Genomic DNA, 19337 nt, shown 5'->3' with positions numbered 1-19337 from the left:
CAATTCCTCCTAAAAATTTTATAAGTTGAATTTTAGTCTAAGAAAGCTGCACCGATAATGCCGGCGTCATTGCCAAGAGTAGCGGCACAAAGTTTTGTCTGCTTTTTATTGTGCTTTGTATAGCGTTCTTTTTCAACGATTGCACGAAGTGGAGCAAGGAGAGTTTCGCCCTCTCTGCTGATACCGCCACCGATACAAAGAACATCAGGCTGAAATACATTGATAACATTAGTAATACCGCAAGCAAGATAGCTGATATACTTATCAACAACGCTCTTGCCGTATTCATCGCCTTCACGCATAGCGTTGAAAGCAGTAATTCCGTTTACCTTGTTAATATCTCCGCCGACAAGACGAAGCATACAAGCACCCTTTTCGCTATCTGCAAGAATAGCTTCTTTTGTCATCTTGATAAGACCTGAAGCAGAAGCGTAAGCTTCCCAACAGCCATGTCTGCCACAGCCACACTTCCAGCCATTATATACAATAACAGTATGTCCAAGCTCTGCACCTGCGAAGTTTGAACCGCTGTAAATCTTGCCGTCAATTATAATTCCGCCGCCTACACCTGTTCCGAGTGTGATAGCGATAGCGTTTTTAGAGCCTTTTGCTGCACCAGCAAGATATTCACCAAGAGCCGCAGCGTTTGCATCATTTTCAATTTTAACCTTAGTTCCAAGTCTTTCTTCCATCATCTTTACGATAGGCCAGTTATGGAAACCGAGGTTAGCAGCATATTCAATCATACCTGTTTCGCCGTTAACAGCACCAGGAACACCAATACCCACGAAAGAAATATCGTCATTTGTAAGCTTAGCGGCTGCAAGTGCCTTTTTTGCAACAAGAGCCATATCGTCACAGATTTCTTCCTCTGGTCGTGGAACATTTGTCTTACAGCTTTCCTTTGCGATAATTTTGTAGTTTTCGTCAACTACGCCAGCGACAATGTTAGTTCCGCCGAGGTCGATTCCAAGATAATACATCACTAATTCACTCCGATTCTAATGTTTGACATATATACATATGTGTCTAAGCTTTATTATAACATATAGCATAAACTTATAAAAGAGAAAGTTTACAATATTTTATTTTTAGGAGAATATCACAAAAAAATTAGTTTATAAATGTTTATTTCGCACAGCGAAATTTATCTGCTGTTGACATAATCGACATATTCATCTAAGGTCATACCAAGTATGCGTATTTTCTTAGCATTTTCTATTCCGACATATCTAAAAAGCGAATTGTCAGCCTTAACCTTTGTTTCCTCCTCACCAGATTTTGTATATCGTTGGATAAAGCCATATTTATAGGCATTTGCCTCAAGCCAAGCATAATTATCATCTGTTGAAAGAGTTATAGAAAGTCCTGTCTGTCTATCGTAATGATTGCCCTTAGGGATAGATTTTTCTGCTTCCGTTTCAGCCTTAACCTGAGAATAATCCTTTTCTTGCATAAGACGCTCTACTTCTGACTTAAATAGCTTATCCTGTTCATTTTTAGAAATGTATCCACCAGTAACTTTAATAGTAACTCCGTCCTCCTTTGCGGCACTGATAAGTGCAGAGAGCGGTTCTTCAAGAGTAGAATCATATTTTATCCCATTATAATTTTCAAGGCTTGGTTTATAATCATCAGAAAGTGGAGAATAAACCGAGGCAAGAGTCAAGAGCTTTTCTTCATCTTCAGAATTGTATGATACAACACTTTGAGTATCATATGAATTATCAATAGAATTTTCAGGGCTTTGCTTTATTTGAGTAAATATAATAAGTACTATAAGCAAAAGTAAAATAATTATAGCAAATGGAATCAAGAATAGATAAATAATAAGTCCACTTGTATCATAACTTCGTTCCATAGTTTCACGAGCGGGAAGAATTTTATTTTTCAAGATAAATCACCTCAAAGCAATCCTATTCTTATAATAACACATTAAGTTGAAAACTCCAACAGATGATATTATTAAATACTGATTAGCATTAAATTTTAAGACATTTCTTGTATGTGCTAAAGTATTTATTCTTAACATAAATGCGATATTCAAAGTGTTCGTAAAAGTTTATGGACATTTTTAGTTGTTTTATGCTATAATTATATTAATTATTGTTTTAGGGTGAGGAAATATGAGTAATGTTGTATTAGAACCAAAAATGCTCTCAGGATTGGTGGCTGTTCCACCGTCAAAAAGTGCTGCCCATAGAGCCGTTATCTGTGCGGCATTGGCTCAGGGAGTAAGCGTAATGGAGCCAGTCGAGCTTTCAAATGATATTCGTGCCACAATAGATTGTGTAAAGGAACTTGGAGCAGCAGTTTCGCTCATTGGTAAAAGACTTACCATTGACGGAAAAATGATGTTTACAAATACCGAAGCAACTCTTGATTGTGGAGAATCAGGCTCTACACTAAGATTTATGATTCCAGTTGTAGGAGCAGGCAATGTAAAAGCAAAATTCATAGGTCACGGCAGACTTCCAGAAAGACCTATCGGCATTTATCTTGAGTGCTTGCCAAAGGCGGGCGTAAATTGTGTAACAGAGGGTGGTTTGCCACTTTCTATAAACGGTCAGCTAAAGCCTGGAATATTTGAAGTGCCTGGAAATGTCAGTTCACAGTTTATAACAGGTTTACTTCTCGCATTACCGCTTTTAAAGGCTGATAGTGAGATTGTAGTTACTTCCTCTCTCGAATCCAAAAGCTATATTGATATGACACTTTCCGCTATGTATAGATTTGGTGTGACAGCGATAGAAACCGAAAATGGCTATAAGGTTTATGGCAATCAAAGCTATAAACCACAGCATTTGAATATAGAGGGCGATTGGTCGCAGGCAGCATTTTTCCTTGCGGCTGGGGCTTTAGGTGGAAATGTTTCCATAGAAAATCTTGATACTGCATCTTATCAAGGCGATAAAGCTATATATCAATTACTCCGTCAATTTGGTGCGGATATAACAATAAATGGACAAGTTCTTAGCTGTAAGCATAATAAGCTTAATGGAATAGAAATTGACGCAGAAAATATTCCTGATTTAGTTCCGATTCTTGCAGTTGTAGCAGCACTTGCGGAGGGTACAACTACCATTACAGGTGCAGCAAGACTTCGCATAAAAGAAAGCGACAGACTTCACGCAATTACAGAGGGCTTAAATAAGCTTGGTGCAGATATAACAGAACTGCCAGACGGCTTAAGAATAAACGGTGTTAAGTCACTTCATGGCGGAGCAGTTCAGGGCTATAATGACCATAGAATAGTTATGGCACTTTCTGTGGCGGCAACAAGAGCAACAGAGCCAGTCATCATTACAGACGCAGAAAGTATCAATAAATCATATCCGAGCTTCTTTGAGGACTATAATAATCTTGGAGGTAACGCTAATGTCATCAACATGGGGTAAAAATATAGAAATTTCAATTTTCGGAGAAAGTCATGGCAATGGCATAGGTGTTGTAATAAATGGACTTCCAGCGGGCAAAAAAATTGATATGGATAAGCTTTTAGCACAAATGGCAAGGAGAGCACCAGGCAACGATAAAGCCGCTACTCCGAGAAAAGAAAGTGATTTGCCAGAAATCCTTTCGGGTATGCTTAATGATACAACAACAGGTGCTCCACTTTGTGCTGTAATTCGCAATACAAATACACGCTCTCAAGATTACGGAAATCTTATGACCTCGCCAAGACCATCTCACGCAGACTATACAGGACATATCCGCTATGGTGGTTTTAATGATGTCAGAGGCGGAGGACATTTTTCGGGAAGATTAACAGCACCGCTTGTATTTGCAGGAGCAGTTTCAAGACAAATTCTTGAAAATCGTGGAATTAAAATTGCAGCTCATATAGCAAGTGTTGGAACGGTTGAAGATAAGCTTTTCAATCCAGTAGATATATCAGACGAGCTTTTAGAAAGACTTTCAACAGAAAAATTCTGTCTTATAGATGAAAGTGCAGAAGTGCCTATGCGTGAGCTTATTGAGGATTGCCGTATGTCACAGGATAGCATTGGTGGCGTTGTAGAATGTGCTATAAAAGGTGTACCTGTCGGCATAGGTTCTCCTATGTTTGATGGCGTTGAAAATGTTATTGCGTCTATGATTTTTGGTGTTCCAGCAGTTAAGGGGATAGAGTTCGGTTCAGGCTTTGAGGGTTCTAAGCATAAAGGAAGTGAAAATAATGACCCTTTTGTTTATGACGGAGATACCATAAAGACCGAAACCAACAATCATGGCGGTATTCTCGGCGGAATCACTTCGGGTATGCCAATTATTTTCAGAGCGGCTATTAAACCGACAGCCTCTATATCTCAAAAGCAGAACACAGTAAATCTTGAAACTCACGAAAATACAGAGCTTGAGATAAAGGGCAGACATGACCCTTGTATAGTAGTTCGTGCAGTACCAGTTATAGAGAATGCGACAGCAATTGCAATACTTGACCTTATGATGGATAAGTATACCATATGAATGAAAAATAAAAAGGAAGATTACGGAATGGATTTAAAGGATATAAGAGCAGAAATTGACGAAATAGATAGCCAGCTTGTTGAGTTGCTGCTTCGCAGAATGAACTGTTCAGAAGAGGTTGCAAGATATAAGGCAGAAAACAATATGCCAATCTTCAATAATGAGAGAGAACAGCAAATTATAGATAAGGTTACTGCAAATTCAGGCAGATATGCCGATTGTACAAGGATTCTTTTCCAAAATATAATGGAGATAAGCCGAGGCTTACAGCACGATATAATAGGTTCAGGAAAAGAACTTAGAAAGCTTTTTGATTCAGCAGATAGCAAGGCTAAAATCAATGAAACCCACGAAAAAGTAGCTTGCTTTGGAAATGCGGGTTCAAATACGCACATAGCTTTGATGAAGCTTTTCCCTGAGAGCGAGCCTGTTTTTTATGGAAAGTTCAGCAGTGTGTTTGAGGCACTGGAAAATAAAGAGGCAGATTATGGTATTATTCCGATAGAAAACTCCTCCGCTGGTTCAGTTATAGATGTATACGACCTTATGTTGCAATACCGCTATTACATAGTAAGTGCAGTTGATTTAAAGATAAATCATTGCATAGCAGGAGTTGAGGGAGCGGAGCTTTCTGATGTTAAGGAAGTATATTCAAAAGACCAAGCATTGGCACAATGCTCCAAGTTTATAGATGAGCATAAACTTTCAGCTATGCTTTATGCAAGTACATCAGCCGCTGCCAAAATGGTTGCCGAAAAAGGCGATAAGAGCCTTTCAGCAGTTTGTTCAGCATATGCCGCTAAGGAATATGGCTTAAAGGTATTTGCAGAGGGTATACAGAATGATGAGAACAACTGCACACGCTTTATAATAATATCCAAAAATCCTATAATTTCCGATGATGCGGATAGAATAAGCCTTTGTTTTTCTGTTTCTCATGTCAAAGGTTCGCTTTGCAGTGTACTTTCACGCTTTTCCTCACATGGTTTAAATCTTACTAAGATAGAATCCCGCCCTATGGTTGGAAAGAGTTTTGAATATCTTTTCTATCTTGATTTCACAGGAAATGCACAAAGCGAGCATATTAAAAATCTTCTTTGTTCGCTTTCAGAAGAACTTCCGGAATTTTCATTTTTAGGCAACTATAAAGAGCTTCGTTTCTAAGCGAAAAATATTAAATCGAAAAATGAGCGTCCACAGTTTACATTTAAAAACTGTGGGCGTTTTTTTGTAGAAAAATATCATTCTTGCATTATTTTTATATAATTTCTTACTAAATTCAGCATAAAATAAGCACTTTACCTAAAATATCCCAAAACGGGATATTTACATTATACTACCAGAGTATAATTATATTAGGGGTGGTAAAAATTTTTAGATTAAAAGAATTGCGAAAAACAAAGAAAATATCTCAAGTAAAGTTAGCAATGGATTTAAACATGAGTCAAAATAATATTAGTAGATATGAAACAGAAGTACGCCAAGCTGATTATAAAACGTTAATTGCTTTTGGCGATTATTTTAATGTTTCAGTAGATTTTTTACTTGGCAGAACTGATAACCCCGAATTAAATTGTAAGTTTTTGATTGATACAAAAAAATAAATCTATTTTAGGAGTGATTAAATTATGAAAAAATTGAAAATTTTAGTTTCTCTGGCTTTAGCTGTTACATCTGTGGCATCATTAGCAGCTTGTCAGAAAAATGAAGAAGTTTTATCAGAAAACTATGATTTTGATGAAAGTTCTAATTCATATGAATCTTCTGTCGTATTTTCGTCTGAAACAAAATCTGAAATATCAGAACTTTCTAAATCATCAGAAAAAGTTTTAGACCCATTTGAAAAACTTAAAATTACATATACTGGAACTTCACCATATATAGTTGTATCTACTGATAACTCATCGTGCGATAGTATTATAAAAGAAAATTTTAATTATCAGATTGAGGATAAAAAATATAAAAATGGTGATAGTTTTGAAGTTACGGCTGTATATGATTCGTATAGTATAGAAACATTAGGATATTCAGTGTTAAATAATAAGAAAAGTTACACAATCAAAGATTGTCCCGAATTTATAACTAATATAGATGGTTTAGATTTATCTGAAATGCAGTCAGAAATAAACGATAAATTAACTGTTGTAACTGCAGCGAAAGAGGGAGATAATTTTTTTGCGGGATTTCCCCTTGATTGGATTTCTGGATATAAATTCAATTCATATGAAAATAAAGGTTTGAAATCTGCTTATTTAATATCTTTAAAAAGTGATTTTGAGGATAAATACAGCAATGATGCGTATAACAAACTTATGTTAGTGTATGATTATAATGTAACAAGTAAGAAATATGAAGATGATGTAAGAAAAGAAAAAAGGTATGTTATGATAATCGTAAATAACATAAGCTTAGACTGTAACGCTACTATTAATTGGGATGTAAATATAGATTATAAAAGTTCAGACAATTATGATAGCTTGATTATTGATGAGGTTACATCTCAAAAAGAATATTACAATGTAACAGAATTAAGTACTACGAAAGATACATGGGGTGTGCCCCAAATATCAAATTGAATTTGAAGAGGAAAGGTGTTGTTAATTATGGAAAATATTATTGAAAAATTAAATCTTTCTATTGAATTGATAAATAAGAGAAAAATTTTAAAAGAAAATGTAAATGAGCTTTCACAGTATAATGATTATTTGAATACTCCACAAGTAGATTTTAAAATATATAAAGCAAATAATAAAATCGTGGCTGCTTCTGTATTTAGAGTTATAAGCAATGTTATAGCTGTCATGGGTATTATAATGATAATTTCGTACTATGCGTCAATGGCAGGAATTTTTTGGTTAGTTATTGCTGCTATTTTGGGTACGATTGCAACTACTATTAAAAAAAGTAAATATCAAGAATATATACGACAAGATAATCAATATCGCAGTATGTGTCAATCTAAACTTGTAGAATATCAAAAAGCAGTAGAAGAATTAAACTCACTTGAACTATATATGAGTAATACTCAGGTTTGTGTTATACCAAAAGATTATTGGGATAATGCCTTAGAAATCTCAGGATATATACGCAACGGAATGGCAACAACTGTTGAAGAAGCTATCAAGCTTTTACCTTCAAAGATAAAAGAGATAAATAATATTATATTCTGCCAAAATTGCGGAACGCAAAATACTACAGCAGGAAGTTTTTGCGTTAAATGCGGTAAAAAACTGATTTAATTTCGCCTAAAATAAAAAGTGTCGTTCAGTCGGCACTTTTTTTATTTTTCCTATTTAAATTTCATATAAATTATGATACAATAAAATAAGTCTAAGGTTTTTTTAGAATAATAAAATTTTAGAAATGTGAAATAAAAAGAGGTACTAATTATGAAGCGGGAATATGATGTTATTGTTGTTGGAGCAGGTGCTGCTGGACTTTACGGAGCATTGCAGTTTCCTGAGAATGTAAGTGTTTTGCTTATTTCCAAAAGAGAACTTCCACTTTCCAATTCCTCATTGGCACAGGGCGGTGTTGCGGCTGTTCTTGATAAGAGCCATGATAATTTTAAGCTACATATCGCTGATACACTTATTGCGGGTAAGTATAAAAATAATTTAGCTGCAATCGAGGTGCTTGTTTCCGAAGGACCTCAAGATGTTCTCAAGCTTAAAGAGATGGGCGTTGCATTTGACCTTGACGCATCAGGTAAGATGATGATGACCCTTGAGGCGGGACATTCAAGACATAGAATAGTTCACCATAAGGATTCAACAGGCAGAGCTATTGTTGATGCACTTATTGAAAAGGTTAAGGAACATAAGAATGTTGATATTCTTGAGAATACACTTCTTTATTCTCTCGAAAAGGCAGATAATGGATTCTTTGCAGGCTTAATTCTCGATAATGGCGAACAAGCCTTTGTTGGTGCAAAATACTGCATTATGGCGTCTGGCGGTATCGGCAGAGTTTATCAGTATACTACAAACTCAGCTATTGCAACAGGTGACGGCATTACTCTTGCACATATGCTTGGTGCAAGAATTAAGCACCTTAGCTGGATTCAGTTCCACCCAACAGCTTTTGCCGCAGAAGCAGACAGAGAGCGTTTTCTTATAAGTGAGGCTGTTCGTGGTGAAGGAGCAGTTTTGCTCAACTGTGACGGCGAAAGATTTGCCTTTAATTATGATGAGCGTGGAGAGCTTGCCCCAAGAGATGTTGTTTCAAATGCAATAATTCTCGAATCACGCAAAAAGGGCAATGAGAATTTTTATCTTGATATTACCGATAAAGACCCAGAATTTGTAAAAAATCGTTTCCCAATGATTTATGAGCGTTGTCTTGAGGAAGGTATTGATATTACAAAGGATAGAATACCAGTATTCCCATGCCAGCATTACCTTATGGGCGGAATAGATGTTGACCTCAATGCAAGAACTACTGTTGATAGACTTTATGCCGCAGGAGAATGCTCACATACAGGCGTTCATGGTGCAAACCGTCTTGCAAGTAACTCTTTGCTTGAGGCTTTGGTATTCTCACGCCGTGCCGCACAGGATATTACAGAAAAGCTTAAAAATGATAATGGAGCTTCTGTTGGCGAGCTTCCGCCTAAGGAATCTCTTGAAGGTAATGAACTTCCACACGGACTCAGAACCGAAATCAGAAAGATTATGCAGACATCTCATTTTGTAATTCCAGACCCAAGTGCTGTTCCAGCAGGTCTAAAGCGAGCAAAGGAAATCAAAGATTTACTCCTTAACGGACACTACAAAATCGACCATAACTTTGTTGAGGCAAGAAGCCTTGCTTGCGTTGCTTGCATAATTCTTGAGGAGGTTAGCAATGATTCTGAATAAAATTTATGTTGATAATTTAATTAAAACGGCTCTTTTAGAGGACATCAATTATTGTGATGTTACAACGGATTACCTCATTCCTGCTGAACAGATGGGCAAGGGTAAGCTTGTTGCAAAGGCAGAAGGCATACTTTGTGGTGTAGAAGTTGCCGCAAGAGTTTTTGAACTTATAGATAGTGATATTAAAATCGAAATTCTCATCAAAGACGGTGAGAGCGTAAAATATGGCGATGAGATTATGCGTCTTGAGGGCAGAACAGCGTCACTTTTAAAGGGTGAGAGAACTGCACTCAACCTTATTCAGCATATGAGTGGAATTGCTACGGCGGCTAATCAAGCAACAAAGCTTGTTGAGGGTACTAATGCAAGTATTGCTGATACAAGAAAAACACTTCCGGGTATGCGTCCACTTCAGAAGTACGCTGTTATGACAGGCGGTGCAAAGAATCACCGCTATAATCTTTCTGATGCAGCTATGCTCAAGGATAATCATATTGATGCAGCAGGCGGAATTACAGCAGCAGTTACCGCTTTGAGAAAGAAAATCGGTCATATGACAAAGATTGAGGTTGAAACAAGAAACCTCGACGAACTCAAAGAGGCTCTTGCAGTTGGAGCAGATATAATTATGCTCGATAATATGAGTCCTGAACTTATGAAAGAGGCAGTTGCAATTACTGACGGCAGAGCAGTTCTTGAGGCTTCAGGCGGTATCACTAATGAAACCTTGAGAGCGGTTGCTGAAAGTGGTGTTGATATTATTTCAATAGGAGCATTAACACACTCAGTAAAAGCTTTTGATATTTCTATGTATATAAAATAATCAAAGAAAAAGAGAGTCCGAAAGGGTTCTCTTTTTTAATGTAATATTATCGTTCGTAATAATTCGTAATAAGAGAAAAAATGATATAATTTTGTTGATACAAATAAGTTATGTTTAAAAATTATAAATTCGGAGGACTAAAATGAATATCAGACGAGCAAAAAAAGAAGATATACCACAGATAGAGGAATTGTTATATCAAGTCCATAAAGTACATTCAGATGGCAGACCAGACCTTTTCAAAGCAGGCGAGAAAAAGTATACAACAAAAGAACTTGAAACCTTAGTTCAAAATGATGAGAAACCAATATTTGTTGCAGAAGATGATGTAATACTTGGTTATGCTTTTTGCGTATTTCAGTATCATGGAAACTCTATGTATAATAAGACTACTCTTTATATAGACGATTTATGCGTTTCCGAAAAATCAAGAGGTCATAAGGTCGGCACAAAGCTTTATGAATTTGTTTTAGATTGCGCTAAGAAAAGTAATTGTTATAATGTCACTCTTAATGTATGGGCTTGTAATGAATCTGCAAAAAGTTTTTATGAAAAGTGCGGATTAAGTATTCAGAAATATGGTATGGAAAAAATTCTTTAAAAATAATGGAATAAGTTTTTTATTGGTTATTTCTACTTGCCTATTGCAGTAATTTATATTAGGATATAATATTATAGCAATAAAAGATACTGCGGAGGGGATTATGCGAAAATCTAACGAAAAAGGTTTAAAGAAAACAGCAAAGCTTACAGGAGCTATCGTATTTATTGTTGTATTTACAGCATTGATGGCTTTATTAGGCTTTCACCTTGCGTCAAGATATAGAGCAACCATAATGGGCTTGTTTGATAATGTTACAGAAAAAATATCAGGCATAGAAAGCGATATACGAGAAGAAGCTGAAATTGTAGTTTCAATGCCAGAATCTAAAAAATGATAATCCTTTTAATAATATAAAGTAAGTGGGTCTTTTAGCTCGTTTGCTTTATATTTAATATAAAATATGGGGAAATTAAGATGGAAAAAACTTTTTGGGGTGGCAGAAGATACTACTCTTTAGACTATATGCTTAAAGAAAGATATAGCGAAAAGCTTTATAAGCTATCTCTCAATGGTGGAATGACTTGTCCTAATCGTGATGGCAAAATTTCCGAGGGCGGTTGTATTTTTTGCAGTGCTGGAGGTTCAGGAGATTTCGCCGCAAGTTTTAATCCTGATATTGCTAAGCAGATTGAGCAAGCAAAAACGCTTGTCAGTAAAAAATATCAGGGTAATAGATTTATAGCATATTTTCAAGCCTATACTAATACATATGCCCCTGTTGAATATCTTCGCAAGCTATTTATGGATACAATTATGCGAGATGATATAGCTATACTTTCGATTGCCACAAGACCCGATTGTCTTGGTGATGATGTTATTGAATTGCTTGCTGAGCTTAATCGCATAAAACCAGTTTGGGTAGAATTAGGCTTACAAACAATAAATGAATCAACAGCAAAACTCATAAATCGAGGGTATGAGCTTTCATGCTATGATGAAGCAGTCAGAAAGCTTAAAAATATAGGTGTTGAGATTATAACTCATATGATTATCGGCTTGCCTTATGAAACAAAAGAAGATATTCTCTCTACAGCAGAATATATCGGAAAAACAGCTAATGGCATTAAATTGCAGCTTATGCACATTTTAAAGAATACAAAACTTCTTGAAATGTATGAAAAAGGCGAATTTAAAGCACTTACTGAGGAAGAATATATAGAAATAGTTTGTGAGATTATTTCTATTTTGCCAAGAGAAATGGTTATACACAGATTAACAGGAGATGGAAATCCTGACGAGCTTATAGCTCCGCTTTGGAGCTTGAGAAAGCTGCAAGTGCTTAACGGAATAAATCATAGACTAAAAGAGTTAGATATTATACAAGGAATAAAATCTTAAATATCAAAAAATTCTTTTTGCAATTTTTGTTAAAACTATTTTGTTGCTTTATTCTACAATTTGTTAGTGAATTTTGTTGAAATAGTAGGAATTTTGCGGTTTTTATGCGTTGCTACTATATTTTTTTCGTTTGTTGTGTTAAAATACAATTTGGTATCACTGTTTTTAGTGTGAATCTTTTGGCGAATAAATCATAAGGGTTGATTGGATAATGAAGCATATCACATTCAAAAAAAAACTTATAGCTATACTTTCGGCGATGGTTCTTGCAGTTTCTTGTCCGATAATCGCTATGGCTGAAGATGATTATAGCAGTGCAAGCACAATTAAAACTGAAGCTTCTAAAGAAACCTCAAGAATGACTTCTTCCGACTGGGCAGAGCTTCAAAGTCAGGCGGAAGCAGAGCTTAGCTCACAGAATGCAGAGCGTAGCAGTAAATCACCAAGTAATGAAAATTCTAAGGGCGGAAGCTTTAAAGATTTTAAAGATGGCAAATATGTCGGAAACGGCGAATGGCTTTTGGTTATAGGCATAATCTTAATAGTGCTTGGAGTCGCAGGAATTGGCTTTGTAGTATTTATGATGTTGAGAAGAAAGAAAATGTCACAGAAGGCTAACAGTAGAACAGCTAATAACCCAAGACGCCAAGCTAATGGAGGCAATGATTCTTCTGGCAGAAGAATTGCACCAAAAAAATAACAGTGATAATAATTACGCAATGGATTTCGCATAAAGCGAAAGTCTAAATATATTTCTTATTCATTTTACGGGAGGAATATGATCCATGGACAAAAGAGAAAAAGCAGAGCTGAAAATTACTGCTAACAAAGTACGACAGCTTATAATTGAGGGAGTTTTTAATGCTAAATCGGGTCATCCGGGCGGTTCACTTTCTGCCGCAGACATTTTTACATACCTCTATTTTAAGGAGCTTAATGTAGACCCGAAGAATCCTAAGTGGGCAGACAGGGATAGATTTGTACTTTCTAAGGGTCATTGCTGCCCTGGTCTTTATGCAGCACTTGCAATTAAAGGCTACTTCCCTGAGAAAGAGATAAAATCTCTCCGCCATATAGGTGCAATGCTTCAGGGTCACCCTGATATGAAGGGAACTCCTGGTGTTGATATGAGTTCAGGCTCACTCGGACAAGGCGTTTCTGCTGCTTGTGGTATGGCTCTTGCAGCTAAGATGGATAATGCCTCCTATCGTGTATACGCAATGCTCGGTGACGGTGAGTGTGAAGAAGGACAGGTTTGGGAGTCTGCAATGTTTGCAGCACATCACAACCTCGATAATCTCTGCTATATCGTAGATTATAACGGCTTGCAGATTGATGGTAAGGTCAGCGAAGTTGCTGGTCTTGAGCCTCTTGATAAGAAGTTTGAGAGCTTTGGCTTTGAGGTTATAAAGATTTGTGGTCACTGCTTCAACCAGATTGAGGAAGCTTTTGAAAAGGCTAAATCCGTAAAGGGTAAGCCAACTGTTATCATTGCAGAAACAGTTAAAGGCAAGGGCGTTTCTTATATGGAAGACCAAGTGGGCTGGCACGGAAAAGCTCCTAACCAAGAGCAGTATGAGCTTGCACTTAACGAACTCAAAGAACAGCAAAAGCTTCTTGAAGCACAGCTTGCAGAAATTAAAGATTAATTTTAAATAAAACCCTTTATTATTGAAAGGAATGGTTATAAATGGCAGAGAGTGTTAAAATAGCAACCAGAGAGAGCTTCGGAAAGGCTCTTTGTGAACTTGCAAAGACACATTCAGATATAGTCGTTCTTGATGCAGACCTTTCCGCTGCAACAAAAACAGACATCTTCGCAAAAGAATATCCAGATAAGTTTATCGACTGCGGTATCGCAGAATGTAATATGATAGGCGTTGCAGCAGGTCTTGCAGCAGCAGGCAAAGTCCCATTTGCTGCATCATTTGCAATGTTTGCAACAGGTCGTGCATACGAGCAAATCAGAAATACAGTAGCTTATCCTGCACTTAATGTTAAGATTGCAGGTTCACACGCAGGTATTTCTGTTGGTGAAGATGGTGCAACTCACCAGTGTCTTGAGGATATTGCTCTTATGAGAACTATTCCAGGAATGGTTATCCTCAATCCTGCTGACCACTATGAGATGGTAGCAGCTACAAAGGCGGCATATGAGCATAATGGCCCAGTTTATATCAGACTTGGCAGACTTGCTATTGATAGCTTTAACGACCCTGATAACTATAAGTTTGAAATTGGTAAGGGTATTACTCTCCACGAAGGCAACGATGTTACTGTTATTGCAACTGGTCTTGTTGTTTATGAATCACTCAAGGCAGTTAAGGCACTTGAGGCAGAGGGTATTAATGTAAGACTTATCAATATGCACACAATCAAGCCTATTGATAAGGATATTATAATTAAGGCAGCAAAGGAAACAGGAAGAATTATCACTGTCGAGGAGCATAATGTCATTGGTGGCCTTGGCGAGGCTGTTACATCTGCTGTATGCGAAGAATATCCAGTACCAGTTACAAGAATTGGTATCAACGATACATACGGTCATTCAGGTCCAGCAGTTGGACTTATTGCTGAATACGGTCTTGATTCTGTTTCTCTTGCAAAGAGATTTAAGGAAATCATCGGCAAATAATAGCTTTCAATTTATTAAATAACACGAGTTCGACAGAAATTAAAAGTTTCGCTCAAGCCTTTTTAAAGGCTTGCAGGGTCAAGGGACGGAGTCCCTTGTGGGTTTTAAGGGCAAAGCCCTTAACATTCTTTACCTAACGGGCGAACGCAGTTCGCCTCTACTTTTATAAATTATTATTAACTAAGGAAATTCATCGAACTCACATTAAATAATTTCAAAAGAACGGTTCTATCAAGAGCCGTTCTTTTTTGTTGATTTTTTATTGATACCTCTTGACACGATATACTGTGTATGATATAGTATATCACATAAGGCAGTATATTTCAGAAAGGAGCTTAACATTTGGATTCACAGCTAAAAAAAGGTATGCTTGAAGTTTGTGTGCTAAAGGTTTTGACTAAGGGAGAAAGCTATGGCTATAAAATCATTAGTGACTTATCACCAAATATTGAAATTTCCGAATCAACGCTTTATCCGATTTTAAAGCGTTTGCAGTCATCAGGTTGTTTGACAGTAGATTCAAGAGAGCATAATGGTAGATTGAGAAAATATTATAGAATAACAGAACTTGGCTTTGAGCGTATCAATGAATTTTTGAAGGATTGGGAACAAATCGACAAAATCTATAAATTTATTGCGGAGGTAAATTATGAATCAATATGAATATTTGAAAGAACTCAGACGCTGTCTTTCAATACTTGACAGAGTCGAAGAAGACAGAGTAATTGAATACTATGCCGAACTTATTGGCGATAAAGTAGAATTAGGAATACCAGAAGAGGAGGTACTTTCACAGCTTGGAACACCTCGTCAGCTTGCGGATAAAATTCTTGCAGAAACACAGGAATATGAAGAACCAAAGCATATTAAAGAGCCTGAAAAATTAAGCGTAGGTCGTATAGTCGGATTTTCGATTTTAATTCCATTTGTGATTACTGCCTTAGCAATTTTATATTCAGTAGCAGTTTCATTTGTGGCAGCATCTGTTGGAATGCAGTTAGGCGGAGTCCTTACAATAATAGGTTCGTTTATTGTTATGTTTACATCTATTGGAGCAGGTATATGCCAGCTTGGAGTAGCAATATTTGTTTCAGCTTTGGGACTTTTTGCAGCCTATGGTTCGTGGAAATTTATACTTCTCTGCATAAAAATCACACAAAAAATATTTAAGGCATATGTAAGAACATACACAAAGGAGGCTTAAAAATGACAAAGAAATTTTTAGCTATTACAGGAATTGTCTGTGCAGTCGGTTTAATCATAGCTTTAATAGGTTTCGCTATGGTTGGTTTTGATTTTGTTAAATTAGATTTAGATGAAGACTATACAGAAAAAGTTTTTACTGTCAGTGACAGTGAAATTTCATCTGTTAAGGTAGATATAGACTTAATGAAAGTAAAAGTTTGCTATCGTCAAGATGATAAAAATGAAATTCGCATAACCTATTACGAAAATAATAAGCATAAGCCCACTGTTGCCACTGCGGACGGACAAGTCACTTTAAAAGATAAAACTGATTTTTTCAGCAATCTTTTCAATACTGGAATGGTTAACATAAAGCGTGGTAAGCTTGAAACAATAGTAGAAATTCCTAAAAACAATAAAACTCTTAAAATAAATATTGAAACAAGCAATGCAAAAATTACTGTCAATAACCTTAATGCAGATAGTCTTTATCTTGAAACATCAAATGCAGATATAGATATTAGTGGAGAATTTACAGATGATGTTTACTGCAAGACATCTAATGCAAGCATTAACGGAGAAAATATAAAGGCTCATACTGTCAACTTTGATACAAGCAATGGTTCTTGTAATGCGGAAACTGTTGTAAGCCATAGTCTTGAATTTGTTACTTCCAACGCAAGTATCAATATCAGTAGTATAAATTCCGATTCTGTAAGGATTGATACTTCAAATAATTCAATAAATCTTGGTGATACTATTGCTAATGATTCTTTCTACGCACAAACAAGCAACGGAAACATCAATGCAAAAGGCATTGATTCCGATAAAATTGAGCTTGATACCAGCAATGGCAGTATTATTGCAACTATTATCGGAAAAGAAAAAGATTTCAGAATAGAGAGCGGAACATCTAATGGAAATGATAATATTTCAGGTCGTGGCAATGATTCCGCAAGTAAAAGTCTTTCAGCGTATACTTCAAATGGCAATATAAATATTGATTTTGATGATGAATATACCGTTGCCAAGGGTTTGCAGAAAATACTTGATTAGGTTTTAGAAGTTTATGATAAAAGTGGGTTCCGAAAGGATTCCCACTTTATTTTTATGCACTTGCAAAACATAAAAAAAGGTTATATACTATTATACGCACGGTAAATGTGCTTATGGAGGTTATAATGGACTATTCTCAATCAATTCAAAAGGTAAACTCTTTGCTTAAATTTGGTATAAAACCAGGTCTTGAGCGAATTGGCGAACTTCTTAATCGCCTTGGCAATCCACAGGATAAGCTAAAATTTGTCCATGTTGCAGGAACAAACGGCAAAGGTACAGCTTGTACATTGATTTCAAATGTTCTTACTGCGGCTGGTTATAAGACTGGGCTTTATACTTCACCGTATATAATGGATTTTCGTGAACGCTTTCGTATAAATGGAGAAATGATTCCAAAGGACGAACTTTCTAAGCTCACAGAAAGAGTTTCAAAAATTGTTGACGAGATGAAACAGGAAGATTTAATCATAACGGAGTTTGAATTTATTACAGCTTTAGCTTTTTTGTGGTATTTTGAGCAGAAATGTGATATAGTGGTATTAGAGGTTGGTTTAGGCGGTCGCTTTGATGCTACCAATATAATAAATACTTCGATTGTGTCAGTTATTATGTCAATTTCACTCGACCACACAGCCATTCTTGGCGATACAGTCGAAAAGATAGCTTATGAAAAGTGTGGAATAATAAAGCCTTGCGGTCAGGCAGTAGTCTACGCTAACCAGCCGGACGGAGTTATACCTGTTGTTGAAAACTCTGTCAAAGATAATAAAGCAAGCTTGACTATTGCAGACGATTCCGCAGTAAAGCTGATTAAAACTGATATAAAGGGCTCAGAATTTATATATTCCGCAAAAGGTAGATTCGGCATTGATAGCGAGATGAAGTTGTTTATCCCATTTATCGGAGAACATCAACTGCAAAATGCCTCAACTGCTCTTGAAGCCTTAAATATTCTTTATAAACAAGGATATAAGATTACAGCGGAAGCTATTGAAAAGGGTTTCCGCACAGCGTCATTCTTTGCACGACTTGAGCTTATCGGCGAAAATCCTATTGTATTGCTTGATGGAGCTCATAACCCAGGTGGTGCAAAGGCTCTCGCAAATGCGATTAAAGCATATCTTTCTGGCAAGAAAAAAATACTTATTATGGGAATGTTGGCTGATAAAGATGTAGAAACAGCGGTTTCATATATTGCACCGAATTTCGATAAAGCATATACTCTTTCACCTGATAATCCAAGAGCTATGTCATCAGAAGAGCTTGCAAAAGTTGTCAGCAAATATTGCCAAGATGTTACACCTCTTGAGGATTATCGCAAAGCCTATGAGCTTGCTGTATCAGATGCGGGAGCCGACGGAGCGGTAGTTATCTGTGGTTCTTTATATCTTGCAGGAAAGATGCGACACATTATTTTTGAAAATTAATTTTTTAATATATTTTATCAAGGGAGATTTTATAAATGGAGAAGCTTGGAAGAAATGAACCGTGTTGGTGCGGAAGTGGCAAGAAATATAAAAAATGCCATGAAGAATTTGATAACAAGATAGAAGAATTTGAAGTTATGGGACACGAAGTTCCAGACCATAGCATTATTAAAACACCGGCTCAGATTGAAGCTATCAAGGAAAGCTGTAAGATAAATATAGCTGTTCTTGATGAGGTTGCTGCAAAGATTCACGCAGGAATGACAACTCAGGAAATTGATGATATTGTCTATAAAAAGACAACAGAAATGGGCGGTATACCTGCAACATTGAACTATGAAGGCTATCCTAAGAGTGTTTGCACATCAATAAATGAGGTCGTTTGCCACGGTATTCCGTCAGATGATGTTGTGCTTAAAGATGGCGATATTGTAAATGTTGATTGCTCAACTATACTCAATGGATATTTTTCAGATTCCTCAAGAATGTTCTGCATAGGTGATGTCAGCGAAGAGAAACGCAAGCTTGTTGAGGTTACAAAGGAAGCTGTTGAGTTAGGACTTAAAGAAGTAAAGCCTTGGGGATTTCTTGGAGATATGGGCGAAGCTGTACATGAACACGCTGTCAAAAATGGCTATTCAGTTGTAAGGCAAATAGGCGGTCATGGTGTTGGTTTGGAATTTCACGAAGACCCATGGGTAGGATATTGCTCAAAGAGGGGAGAAGATATGCTTCTTGTTCCTGGAATGATATTCACAATAGAACCTATGATAAATATGGGTACAGATAAGATTTTCCAAGATGAAAATGACGGTTGGACTATTTATACAGCCGATAAGAAACCGTCTGCACAGTGGGAGATTATGGTTCTCGTCACTGAAGACGGTGCAGAGGTTCTCTCCTACTAATTTTTAGATATTTTAAAGCGTTGGCAAGAAAT

21 protein-coding genes are annotated in these 19337 nt (G+C 36.5%); 19 read left to right on the top strand and 2 right to left on the bottom strand.

Annotated features, from left to right (window positions below; translation table 11 throughout):
* Positions 1 to 32: 32 nt before the first annotated feature.
* The gene (locus C9914_RS02815; protein ID WP_181013430.1) at positions 33 to 983 is read right to left on the bottom strand and encodes an ROK family protein; all 951 of its coding nucleotides are present in this window, start codon (positions 981 to 983) and stop codon (positions 33 to 35) included.
* 164 nt (positions 984 to 1147) lie between these two features.
* Entirely contained in the window at positions 1148 to 1894 is a 747-nt protein-coding gene (locus C9914_RS02810; RefSeq protein ID WP_106763198.1) for a M15 family metallopeptidase, read from the bottom strand.
* A gap of 232 nt (positions 1895 to 2126) precedes the next feature.
* On the opposite strand from C9914_RS02810, the gene aroA reads away from it, so the two are divergent.
* From aroA to C9914_RS02715, 19 genes are all read left to right on the top strand, one after another.
* Positions 2127 to 3398 carry a 3-phosphoshikimate 1-carboxyvinyltransferase gene (aroA, locus tag C9914_RS02805; RefSeq protein WP_106763197.1) on the top strand — a complete coding sequence of 424 codons (1272 nt, stop codon included), beginning with the start codon at positions 2127 to 2129 and terminating at the stop codon, positions 3396 to 3398.
* Positions 3379 to 4467, top strand: coding sequence for a chorismate synthase (gene aroC / locus C9914_RS02800; protein ID WP_106763195.1), 1089 nt, complete (start codon positions 3379 to 3381; stop codon positions 4465 to 4467). The genes aroA and aroC overlap by 20 nt, the downstream gene beginning before the upstream one ends.
* Positions 4468 to 5631, top strand: coding sequence for a prephenate dehydratase (pheA, locus tag C9914_RS02795; RefSeq protein WP_242972038.1), 1164 nt, complete (start codon positions 4468 to 4470; stop codon positions 5629 to 5631).
* 224 nt (positions 5632 to 5855) lie between these two features.
* A complete protein-coding gene (locus C9914_RS02790) occupies positions 5856 to 6071 on the top strand; it encodes a helix-turn-helix domain-containing protein (RefSeq protein WP_242972037.1) in 216 nt (71 codons plus the stop codon).
* 24 nt (positions 6072 to 6095) lie between these two features.
* On the top strand, positions 6096 to 7043 hold the full coding sequence (locus C9914_RS02785) for a hypothetical protein (protein WP_106763191.1): 948 nt from the start codon (positions 6096 to 6098) through the stop codon (positions 7041 to 7043).
* A gap of 27 nt (positions 7044 to 7070) precedes the next feature.
* Positions 7071 to 7706, top strand: a complete 636-nt coding sequence (locus C9914_RS02780; RefSeq protein ID WP_106763189.1) for a zinc ribbon domain-containing protein — start codon at positions 7071 to 7073, stop codon at positions 7704 to 7706.
* Between the two features lie 150 nt (positions 7707 to 7856).
* Positions 7857 to 9326 (top strand): L-aspartate oxidase, encoded by a 1470-nt coding sequence (locus C9914_RS02775; protein ID WP_106763187.1) that lies wholly within the window; start codon positions 7857 to 7859, stop codon positions 9324 to 9326.
* Positions 9313 to 10149: a carboxylating nicotinate-nucleotide diphosphorylase gene (nadC, locus tag C9914_RS02770; protein ID WP_022265286.1), complete on the top strand. Its 837-nt coding sequence runs from the start codon at positions 9313 to 9315 to the stop codon at positions 10147 to 10149. The genes C9914_RS02775 and nadC overlap by 14 nt, the downstream gene beginning before the upstream one ends.
* 142 nt (positions 10150 to 10291) lie before the next feature.
* Positions 10292 to 10750 (top strand): GNAT family N-acetyltransferase, encoded by a 459-nt coding sequence (locus C9914_RS02765; protein WP_106763185.1) that lies wholly within the window; start codon positions 10292 to 10294, stop codon positions 10748 to 10750.
* Positions 10751 to 10853: 103 nt separating this feature from the next.
* Positions 10854 to 11087, top strand: coding sequence for a hypothetical protein (locus C9914_RS02760; RefSeq protein ID WP_106763183.1), 234 nt, complete (start codon positions 10854 to 10856; stop codon positions 11085 to 11087).
* An 80-nt stretch (positions 11088 to 11167) separates the two neighbouring features.
* Complete coding sequence (locus C9914_RS02755) at positions 11168 to 12091, top strand: TIGR01212 family radical SAM protein (protein WP_106763182.1); 924 nt, start codon at positions 11168 to 11170, stop codon at positions 12089 to 12091.
* Between the two features lie 211 nt (positions 12092 to 12302).
* Positions 12303 to 12791: a hypothetical protein gene (locus tag C9914_RS02750; RefSeq protein WP_106763180.1), complete on the top strand. Its 489-nt coding sequence runs from the start codon at positions 12303 to 12305 to the stop codon at positions 12789 to 12791.
* Positions 12792 to 12876: 85 nt separating this feature from the next.
* Positions 12877 to 13740 carry a transketolase gene (locus tag C9914_RS02745; protein ID WP_106763178.1) on the top strand — a complete coding sequence of 288 codons (864 nt, stop codon included), beginning with the start codon at positions 12877 to 12879 and terminating at the stop codon, positions 13738 to 13740.
* Positions 13741 to 13781: 41 nt separating this feature from the next.
* On the top strand, positions 13782 to 14726 hold the full coding sequence (locus tag C9914_RS02740) for a transketolase family protein (RefSeq protein ID WP_106763176.1): 945 nt from the start codon (positions 13782 to 13784) through the stop codon (positions 14724 to 14726).
* Positions 14727 to 15068: 342 nt separating this feature from the next.
* Complete coding sequence (locus tag C9914_RS02735; RefSeq protein ID WP_022265279.1) at positions 15069 to 15389, top strand: PadR family transcriptional regulator; 321 nt, start codon at positions 15069 to 15071, stop codon at positions 15387 to 15389.
* A complete protein-coding gene (locus tag C9914_RS02730) occupies positions 15376 to 15930 on the top strand; it encodes a DUF1700 domain-containing protein (RefSeq protein WP_106763174.1) in 555 nt (184 codons plus the stop codon). The genes C9914_RS02735 and C9914_RS02730 overlap by 14 nt, the downstream gene beginning before the upstream one ends.
* A gap of 2 nt (positions 15931 to 15932) precedes the next feature.
* Positions 15933 to 16967: a DUF4097 family beta strand repeat-containing protein gene (locus C9914_RS02725; RefSeq protein WP_106763172.1), complete on the top strand. Its 1035-nt coding sequence runs from the start codon at positions 15933 to 15935 to the stop codon at positions 16965 to 16967.
* A gap of 125 nt (positions 16968 to 17092) precedes the next feature.
* On the top strand, positions 17093 to 18397 hold the full coding sequence (locus C9914_RS02720; RefSeq protein WP_106763170.1) for a bifunctional folylpolyglutamate synthase/dihydrofolate synthase: 1305 nt from the start codon (positions 17093 to 17095) through the stop codon (positions 18395 to 18397).
* A gap of 35 nt (positions 18398 to 18432) precedes the next feature.
* Positions 18433 to 19305: a methionyl aminopeptidase gene (locus C9914_RS02715; RefSeq protein WP_022265275.1), complete on the top strand. Its 873-nt coding sequence runs from the start codon at positions 18433 to 18435 to the stop codon at positions 19303 to 19305.
* Positions 19306 to 19337 lie beyond the last annotated feature (32 nt).

The organism is Pseudoruminococcus massiliensis, from assembly GCF_900291955.1.
Lineage (GTDB): Bacteria > Bacillota > Clostridia > Oscillospirales > Acutalibacteraceae > Pseudoruminococcus > Pseudoruminococcus massiliensis.
The sequence above is the reverse complement of the archived record's forward strand: the minus strand, read 5'-3'. Positions and strand labels throughout refer to the sequence as shown.

Coding starts and splice junctions, on each gene's coding strand:
- C9914_RS02775 (WP_106763187.1), top strand. CDS start 7,857: ATGAAGCGGGAATATGATGTTATTGTTGTTGGAGCAGGTGCTGCTGGA.
- C9914_RS02815 (WP_181013430.1), bottom strand. CDS start 983: ATGTATTATCTTGGAATCGACCTCGGCGGAACTAACATTGTCGCTGGC.
- nadC (WP_022265286.1), top strand. CDS start 9,313: ATGATTCTGAATAAAATTTATGTTGATAATTTAATTAAAACGGCTCTT.
- C9914_RS02715 (WP_022265275.1), top strand. CDS start 18,433: ATGGAGAAGCTTGGAAGAAATGAACCGTGTTGGTGCGGAAGTGGCAAG.
- aroA (WP_106763197.1), top strand. CDS start 2,127: ATGAGTAATGTTGTATTAGAACCAAAAATGCTCTCAGGATTGGTGGCT.
- C9914_RS02750 (WP_106763180.1), top strand. CDS start 12,303: ATGAAGCATATCACATTCAAAAAAAAACTTATAGCTATACTTTCGGCG.
- C9914_RS02720 (WP_106763170.1), top strand. CDS start 17,093: ATGGACTATTCTCAATCAATTCAAAAGGTAAACTCTTTGCTTAAATTT.
- C9914_RS02725 (WP_106763172.1), top strand. CDS start 15,933: ATGACAAAGAAATTTTTAGCTATTACAGGAATTGTCTGTGCAGTCGGT.
- pheA (WP_242972038.1), top strand. CDS start 4,468: ATGAAAAATAAAAAGGAAGATTACGGAATGGATTTAAAGGATATAAGA.
- C9914_RS02765 (WP_106763185.1), top strand. CDS start 10,292: ATGAATATCAGACGAGCAAAAAAAGAAGATATACCACAGATAGAGGAA.
- aroC (WP_106763195.1), top strand. CDS start 3,379: ATGTCATCAACATGGGGTAAAAATATAGAAATTTCAATTTTCGGAGAA.
- C9914_RS02785 (WP_106763191.1), top strand. CDS start 6,096: ATGAAAAAATTGAAAATTTTAGTTTCTCTGGCTTTAGCTGTTACATCT.
- C9914_RS02760 (WP_106763183.1), top strand. CDS start 10,854: ATGCGAAAATCTAACGAAAAAGGTTTAAAGAAAACAGCAAAGCTTACA.
- C9914_RS02755 (WP_106763182.1), top strand. CDS start 11,168: ATGGAAAAAACTTTTTGGGGTGGCAGAAGATACTACTCTTTAGACTAT.
- C9914_RS02780 (WP_106763189.1), top strand. CDS start 7,071: ATGGAAAATATTATTGAAAAATTAAATCTTTCTATTGAATTGATAAAT.
- C9914_RS02745 (WP_106763178.1), top strand. CDS start 12,877: ATGGACAAAAGAGAAAAAGCAGAGCTGAAAATTACTGCTAACAAAGTA.
- C9914_RS02740 (WP_106763176.1), top strand. CDS start 13,782: ATGGCAGAGAGTGTTAAAATAGCAACCAGAGAGAGCTTCGGAAAGGCT.
- C9914_RS02730 (WP_106763174.1), top strand. CDS start 15,376: ATGAATCAATATGAATATTTGAAAGAACTCAGACGCTGTCTTTCAATA.